Below are 7,121 nucleotides of genomic sequence, written 5' to 3'. Positions count from 1 at the left end.
GGAGTTAGCTTGTAAGGATAGCGCGGTTATTTGCCCCTAAAAATCACCACTTGTACAAAGGCATATTTTCTTGTAAAGAATTTTGTTACTTTCAATGCATCCAAACTTTAACTACTATGGAAAGTGTTTTAGAAGTCAAAGGACTCACCAAGAAATACAGGCGACTCACAGCTGTAGATCAAATCGATTTAAGTATAGAAAAAGGAGCTGTTTACGGACTCTTGGGACCTAATGGAAGTGGAAAATCTACTACCTTGGGCATGTTGTTAAATGTCATCAACCCAACAGCTGGAACTTTTAGTTGGTTTGGAGGAAAAAGCTCTCCGCAAGATGCTTTAAAGCGCATAGGTGCTTTGATAGAACGTCCGAATTTCTATTCTTACATGACTGCTTACAAAAATTTAGAATTGGTCTGTAAAATCAAACAAATAGATACAGCGAATATTTCAGAAAAGTTGACTTTAGTAGGTTTGGGAGACAGACAACACGATGCTTTCAAGACCTTTTCTTTGGGAATGAAACAGCGATTGGCCATAGCTTCCGCTTTATTAAACAATCCTGATGTTTTGATTTTAGATGAACCGACCAATGGTTTTGACCCGCAAGGGATTTTACAAATCAGGCAATTGATAAAAGATATTGCTAAAAGTGGAACTACCGTGATTTTAGCTTCTCATTTATTGGACGAAGTGGAGAAGGTGTGTACGCATGTTTTAATCTTGCAAAAAGGAAAAATGCTCTACAACGGAAAGGTAGATGAATTGATAGCTTCCAATGGATTTTTTGAATTGAAAGCAGACAATGCCGAGGAAATGATACAGCAATTGAAATTGCACAATTCTTTTGAGAAAATAACGGAAGCAGATGGACTTTACCGCGTGTTTTTTAAAGATGTTATCACACCTTCGAGTTTAAATCACTACTTAATGCAAAACGGTGTAAGTCTTTCACATCTAGTATTTAAGAAGGAGAGTTTAGAAGAGCAGTTTATTCAATTAACCCAAGCCTAAGAACATGATACGATTATTACAAATAGAACTTTTTAAACTGTGGAATAACAAGTTGGTAAAGGTGTTGATCTTCCTTTATTTGGGGTTACTTTCCTTATTGGCTCTTTTGACAGCAGTGAAGTTTAACATTGGTTTATTTACTTTTGATTTGGCAAAAGAAGGAGTATTTGATTTTCCTATAATTTGGAAAATAGCTGCATTTATTACCGCTTGGTTCAAAGTGTTTTTAGCCATCATCATTATCAATTCCATTACCATGGAATATTCGGGTAGAACCTTGAAACAAAACTTGATAGATGGATTGAGTAAACGTGAGTTTTTGTTTTCTAAATTTTTGGCTGTTGTATTTTTTAGTTTGGTGGCAACTGTATTTATTACGCTGTTAAGCTCTTTGTTGGGGTGGATACATTCTGCAGACTACACAATGAGCGATTATTTTGAAGGATATGTGTACATGCTGGGCTATTTTGTAAAGCATATCGCTTTTATTAGTTTCTGTATGCTGGTTGCCTTATTGATCCGTAAATCTGCCTTAACACTGGGATTGGTATTTGTATGGTATGTCTTTGAATTGATCATTTTATTGGTTATCCGTTGGACCTTTGATATGCCTGAAGTAGCGGCAGAATTGAACCATTACTTACCCCTGATGTCCTTGTATTATTTAACGCCAGAACCTTTCTCTCAATTAGAGACTGCACAACAAATGGGGCAGGCTATGGGAGCGCAAGTGGAGTATGATACAGGGTTCGGTATAAAAGCTTTTGCAACAGCTTTGGTTTGGACGGTGATTTACTTGTTTTTAGGGTACAGATTATTGAAACGTAGAGACCTATAATTCATAAAAAAATATGAATGTGATGCTCAAGTAACATGTTCAGCGTGCTACCATAGGTTGTTTTAGCTTTATAAGCTGTATTATTCAATGAGAAGAGCGTAGAACGTATGGTCTATGCACAAGTTATCATGTTCAATTTCATTGGGGTCTGTAACAAAATCTAAGTACGCTTTATTGAATGAATTAAGTGTTACACCTTTTTCTAAATCGCTTATCGAAACCCAGGTATCGGAGCTCAAATGTTTAATTTTAAGCGATTTTAAGTAGGGGTAACCTAATTTCTCCAATGTTCCTGTTGGAAGTTGGAGTTTTACAAGACTATCTGAGATCTTTTCTTGGGTAATAGCTTTGAAAAAGTTAGCATAGTCATTATTGTCAAACACAACTTGGTTAGAATCTAGCTTACCGATAACATCTTGGTCCACATCCAAGCTGTCCTTAATGCGTTGGTACATAACTTCGTTGAAGGCAGTGGATTTTATTTCTTCATACACCGATAGTGAAGTACCTAAAAGTATAGGGCGTACACCATACTTCGTATACGCTTTGGTTTCGCAAGGTGTTAGATAGTCCGTTTCTACCTTGATTTGAAGTGTCTCCGTAGCCCTGGCTTCGAAAATTCCAGCTTCATAAGCTTCTTGCTCTTGTTTGTCTGTTAAACTTTGTGCAATGCTTACCGAATTACCTAGTGAAAAGAATAGGATTGAAATTCCAAGTAGTAGTTTCATCTATGTTATGCTAAAGGGTTTGTCTAGAGACAATTTAACGATTTTTTTAAGAGATCAGAGGTCTTGAGGTATTTTTATTTCGGCTTTGTTCGAATACTTTTAATTTCGTCTAAATCTTTTCGACTTATTAAGAGGTAAAAAACACTCGCTAAATCATAGCCCTTTTCTTTGGCTTTCTCTTTTTGACCCATTAAAAAACCTGGATTAAAATTACCGCTATTATCTTGTTCAAAAGGGGCACAAGCATAAAAGAGGGTTGTCCAAGAGGAGTTTTGGTAGGGTGACCAGAGTTGTATTCTATTTAAAGTTAATTCTCTGCCGAATAAACTTATTTCACCCTGAAAATCAAAAAAGACGAATACCGTGTCATTTACTCTTGGCCAAAAGCCTTGATGAAGTGAGGATTGGGATAGAATGCTGTCTTGGTGAGCAAAAAGCACCCAGCCGTATTTACTGTTTCTTTGGGGAATATATTTGAATATAGAGTCAGGTTGATGACTATAAGAATATTGCATGCAGTATACGCTTTTATACATTCTTAGAGGAGAAGTATCTCCAAGCGTATCAATAGTGTATGTATAAGAATGTATTACAATTTCGGCTAGTTCACTTGTTTCTTCAAGTAATTCATCCATGTATATCATTCTATACCTTGCATTTACCGGAGCTGCATAAACCGTTAGAAGGAAGATTAAAAGTAGAATAGCTTTCATTTTCTTCTAACGGTGGGGAAGAGAAAAGTTACTTTTACTTAGTCTATTAATTGCTCTATTTTCAAATAATCCTCTTTAGAGATGCTACATATAATATTCTCCTGCGCATCAAGGATAAGTCCACGGTTTTTATCGTCTTCATAGGGGAAGTAAAGATACCATGTTCCAATATTTTCACCACTTATTCCATAGGTTACTATCCCATTTTTGTAGGAATATTTGTATTGACCATATTCACTTTCTAATACGGTATCGCTATGATTAATAAGTTTGACATTATCTTCAGAAAAATAGAGTTCGAATTTTTCTTCGTCGGCATTCATGCATTTCCATTTACCTTGATAGGTGTCAGATCCCGAACAGCTCCAAAGTAGGGTAGTTAGGAGTAAAAGTAGTAGCGTGTTGATTTTTTTCATGATTTAATAGTTAATGAGGAAATCATCTGATTCCCTTTTTAGTAGTTTGAGTTTTATAGTGTTTAAAATTTTGCCAACGAAAATAGCATTTTTTTTATTATGCATAGAATAAGAATAAAGCTTGCTACAGAAAACTTAAAATTAGACTAACGCAGGTAACAATGCTAGTAACCAAAACTGCTAAGGTGGAGTAAAGAAAAAACTTCTTGTCTTTATGGGTTTTCAACTGCTTCATACTAAAATATAAGAGCACGAATTGTCCAAAAAAGCAGGGTATAGTTAGTAGTTCCACAAAAAAGCCTAGCCACGACGCTTTAAACTCTAATTGAGCTGCGATAAAGAGAAAAATGAAATAGCTTGCTACGGCAGTATTAAAAATAGCTATCCTTTGAGGATTGATGTTTTTTTGCATAAAATAAAGATAGTACTATTCGTATAAAAAGTCTTATGAGTATTTAGTTTACTTGGTAGATTATTAAGGTTTAGTTTTCTTTAATTTTTCTTTTGTGCATTTCTCTTAAAAGGATTTGTTTTATATATAAATAAATGTTCGCCGCTGGTTCGTTAATCGTTATAAACTCCTTTACCGCAGCGATGAATTTATCGAATGTTTCTACTTCTTTCTTCAAATTTTCATTATCATAACTCAAATAGAAATATTCTGGAACAAAGTAGCTTTCTTTGGTTTTATGTAGGGTAAACCAAGATTGATTTTCAGCGTTATACTTTAAAATTGCTTTATGATATTCAACAAAAGGATTCACGTGTTTTTCATTGGGATAAATAAGGAAATCTAAAATCACATGAATGGCTAATTCAAAGCTCAATTTTCCCTGATTATTTTCAATGCTTTTATACAATACGTTGAAAATATTAGTTGTAAAAGGGGGGAGCGTTTTAGGTTCATTTTTAGCGAGGGTGAAGTAATATCCACTTAAATTTTTCTTAAAAAAATAACCCAGAACATAACGTCTGTCTGTGTATTCATGAACATCGAGTTTCTTGCGTAATACAAGATCAAAAAGTATATAAAGTACACTTTTTATCGTATTGTTCTCTTCGTCGTGATGCCATAAGAAATCTTTACGTAAACCTAAATATGGGTTTTCAAGTAGGTAAGATAATGCTGGATTTTGAGGGGGGGCTCTAAATTCGGGTGTGGTTAAAAGCTCTTCCCAAATTCTTTTCTTTTTATATATGGATATTCCTAAGACCTTGAAATTTTTAATGTTATTGTTTTTATCCTTCATTTCTGAAATGTAGATGAATTAGTTTTTGGCCTGATTTAAAAAGATTTAAAAAGTTTAAATCACTCTTAGGAGTGGTTACTGAATTAGTAAGCAATCTTTTCTATTAAGGTTTTCTGTCCTGAAAAGAAATAGGCAAGGGAGGATTTTAATTTTCAATTAATTTGTTGAAATAGCTTTTGTAATAGACCACCTCCTAAAACTAGGAGGTGGATACAGATTAAAGTGTTTTTTCTTAATTTATGTAGAATGAAGCATACCAGATTACTTCTCTTGGAACTGGCACTCCCTCGCAGAAGGAAGGAATAAAAGAGGGAAGAAGTTCAATTACTCTTTTAAATTCTCTATCAATTTCTGTGGAAACAGATTTAATAATTTTAATAGTGGAAATATGACCATCTTTTTCAATTATAAATGATGCGTAAACCTTTCCTTTATCATAGTTTTCTTTAGCTTTCTCTGGATATTCACTATACATTAGAAAAAATTTCTTCATGAATTTTTCACCACCAGGAAATGTCGCATTAAAACAACTGTCTGGATATAGCTCTATATTATGCTGCATTTCTTTAAGAGACTTTGCATAGTAGGGTTGAAAAAAATCTTTTAAAAACTCTTCCTTTAGAGTTATTCGAACATGTTTAGAAACATCCTCTTTTCTTTTTCTATTGTATATACTTCCCACGTAATCTTTATACAAGGGGTGTTTTATTGTGTAATTGATTATTTCGCTTGTGCAAGAATCTAAAATTACGAAGCCGAGGCTGTCTGTAAAGTAAACATTGGAAGAGTCTGTATCAAATAAAATTTGGGCATTCTTAATTAATGAATTATCAAATCCATTCTTTACACATATTCGGAGCGCGTATATTCTTTTGGAGTGAACTTGATTATGAAATGCAATTACGCAAAAAACAGTGAAGATTATATGTTTGAATAATAGGATTCTCCTTGCCATTGTTTATTAATTCATTGAAAATACAAATTGACCCTCTAACATTTTTCTATGTGTAAAAACGTGTTCTATTTGATCAATAATATTCATGTAGTCGAAGTCATTGATAGGAAAAGCACTTGTATACAAATGATAAGGAAGTCCCGTTTCATTATCGAGGTGTTGTACAATAAGTTTACCTAATGGTTGTTCAGGATTGTTTTTGTTGTGCAGCTTATCCGGGGCAAAATAGATGGAAAATTGGCCAATGGGTGTGGTGTTTAACGGTGTGTCAAAAAAAACGTAATTGTTTTGAAAGGAAAAACTCTTCGTATTGAAAATGAGTTGTTCTTTTCCTTTCAGGGTCCATAGAGTTAGTCTTACGGGCAAAAGCAAATACAATAGAATGAAAACTAAACCACCAAAAAATACAGATTTATCCGTTTCCTCAGGAGGAATAGAGATTAAATACATAAATGGAATAAGAAGTAAAAGACATAATGAAATGAGTCCCACTTTCATTTGTACTGAAGGTTGATTTTGAATGGTAACAAAAACATTGTTGTGATCGGCTTCAATGTAACACCTTGATTTCATTATTTATAAGTATTTGTATAGTTTGTTTAATTTTTTCGGAGGTGGAATTGAAATTCTCTCTATGCTGATTTTAAGGTTTTAAAATTCTCCTGGTTTCCATCAACGCAAAACCAAGCAAGTTTAACCCTCTCCATGTATGTGGATTTTGAGCCTTTTCGCTGTCTTTTGTCAATCCAATTCCCCATATTTCATCTACAGGACTGGCTTCGACCAATACTCTGTTCTGAGTATTCAACAAGAAAGTTTTGAGGTTTTCGTTTTGACTAAATTTCAAAACATTCCCTTCAACCACGATGTCAAATCTATTTTCCTCCCAAGTTTTTTGGTCAAAACCATGTACTTTTCTTCCCAAATCTTTGGCTTCTCCTGGTGAATTAGATTCCAGGATCTTTTGTGCAATTTCTTCATCTCGAAACAACAATGCTTTGTGGTACATCATCCATTGTTCAGTAGAGGAGAAGAGCTGGTTTTCATGGGTGAAACTACACTCCCACCACTGACTAAAACAAGAACTACTTACGCTTCCGTCCCTATTGGGTTGATGTCCCCAGAAGTAAAGAAATTTGAGTTTTTGACCTTCATCAAAAGCAGTCTTTAATTCATTTAAACTTTTCATTATTCATTGGGTTGTTGAGTGT

General features: G+C 34.1%; 9 protein-coding genes. 2 read left to right on the top strand and 7 right to left on the bottom strand.

Translation table 11 applies throughout. From position 1 onward, the window contains the following. The first annotated feature begins 116 nt into the window (after positions 1 to 116). Together AC22ZQ_RS11210 and AC22ZQ_RS11205 are read left to right on the top strand one after the other, a co-directional pair. Positions 117 to 1,010, top strand: coding sequence for an ABC transporter ATP-binding protein (locus AC22ZQ_RS11210; RefSeq protein WP_318958860.1), 894 nt, complete (start codon positions 117 to 119; stop codon positions 1,008 to 1,010). Between the two features lie 4 nt (positions 1,011 to 1,014). Then, on the top strand, positions 1,015 to 1,848 hold the full coding sequence (locus AC22ZQ_RS11205) for an ABC transporter permease (RefSeq protein ID WP_318958859.1): 834 nt from the start codon (positions 1,015 to 1,017) through the stop codon (positions 1,846 to 1,848). Between the two features lie 80 nt (positions 1,849 to 1,928). Here the strand turns inward: AC22ZQ_RS11205 and AC22ZQ_RS11200 are convergent, their stop codons facing one another. From AC22ZQ_RS11200 to ybiA, 7 genes are all read right to left on the bottom strand, one after another. Continuing rightward, on the bottom strand, positions 1,929 to 2,576 hold the full coding sequence (locus tag AC22ZQ_RS11200) for a hypothetical protein (RefSeq protein ID WP_318958858.1): 648 nt from the start codon (positions 2,574 to 2,576) through the stop codon (positions 1,929 to 1,931). A 74-nt stretch (positions 2,577 to 2,650) separates the two neighbouring features. Next, positions 2,651 to 3,211, bottom strand: coding sequence for a hypothetical protein (locus AC22ZQ_RS11195; protein WP_318958857.1), 561 nt, complete (start codon positions 3,209 to 3,211; stop codon positions 2,651 to 2,653). 116 nt (positions 3,212 to 3,327) lie between these two features. Beyond that, positions 3,328 to 3,705: a hypothetical protein gene (locus tag AC22ZQ_RS11190; protein WP_318958856.1), complete on the bottom strand. Its 378-nt coding sequence runs from the start codon at positions 3,703 to 3,705 to the stop codon at positions 3,328 to 3,330. Between the two features lie 482 nt (positions 3,706 to 4,187). Beyond that, positions 4,188 to 4,955 (bottom strand): hypothetical protein, encoded by a 768-nt coding sequence (locus AC22ZQ_RS11185; RefSeq protein WP_318958855.1) that lies wholly within the window; start codon positions 4,953 to 4,955, stop codon positions 4,188 to 4,190. 232 nt (positions 4,956 to 5,187) lie between these two features. Beyond that, complete coding sequence (locus tag AC22ZQ_RS11180; protein WP_318958854.1) at positions 5,188 to 5,910, bottom strand: energy transducer TonB; 723 nt, start codon at positions 5,908 to 5,910, stop codon at positions 5,188 to 5,190. A gap of 6 nt (positions 5,911 to 5,916) precedes the next feature. Then, on the bottom strand, positions 5,917 to 6,483 hold the full coding sequence (locus tag AC22ZQ_RS11175) for a hypothetical protein (protein ID WP_318958853.1): 567 nt from the start codon (positions 6,481 to 6,483) through the stop codon (positions 5,917 to 5,919). A gap of 70 nt (positions 6,484 to 6,553) precedes the next feature. Beyond that, positions 6,554 to 7,099 carry a riboflavin biosynthesis intermediates N-glycosidase gene (ybiA, locus tag AC22ZQ_RS11170; RefSeq protein WP_318958852.1) on the bottom strand — a complete coding sequence of 182 codons (546 nt, stop codon included), beginning with the start codon at positions 7,097 to 7,099 and terminating at the stop codon, positions 6,554 to 6,556. Positions 7,100 to 7,121 lie beyond the last annotated feature (22 nt).

Source organism: Lishizhenia sp., assembly GCF_057456495.1.
This window is presented reverse-complemented; position numbering and strand designations above follow the sequence as displayed.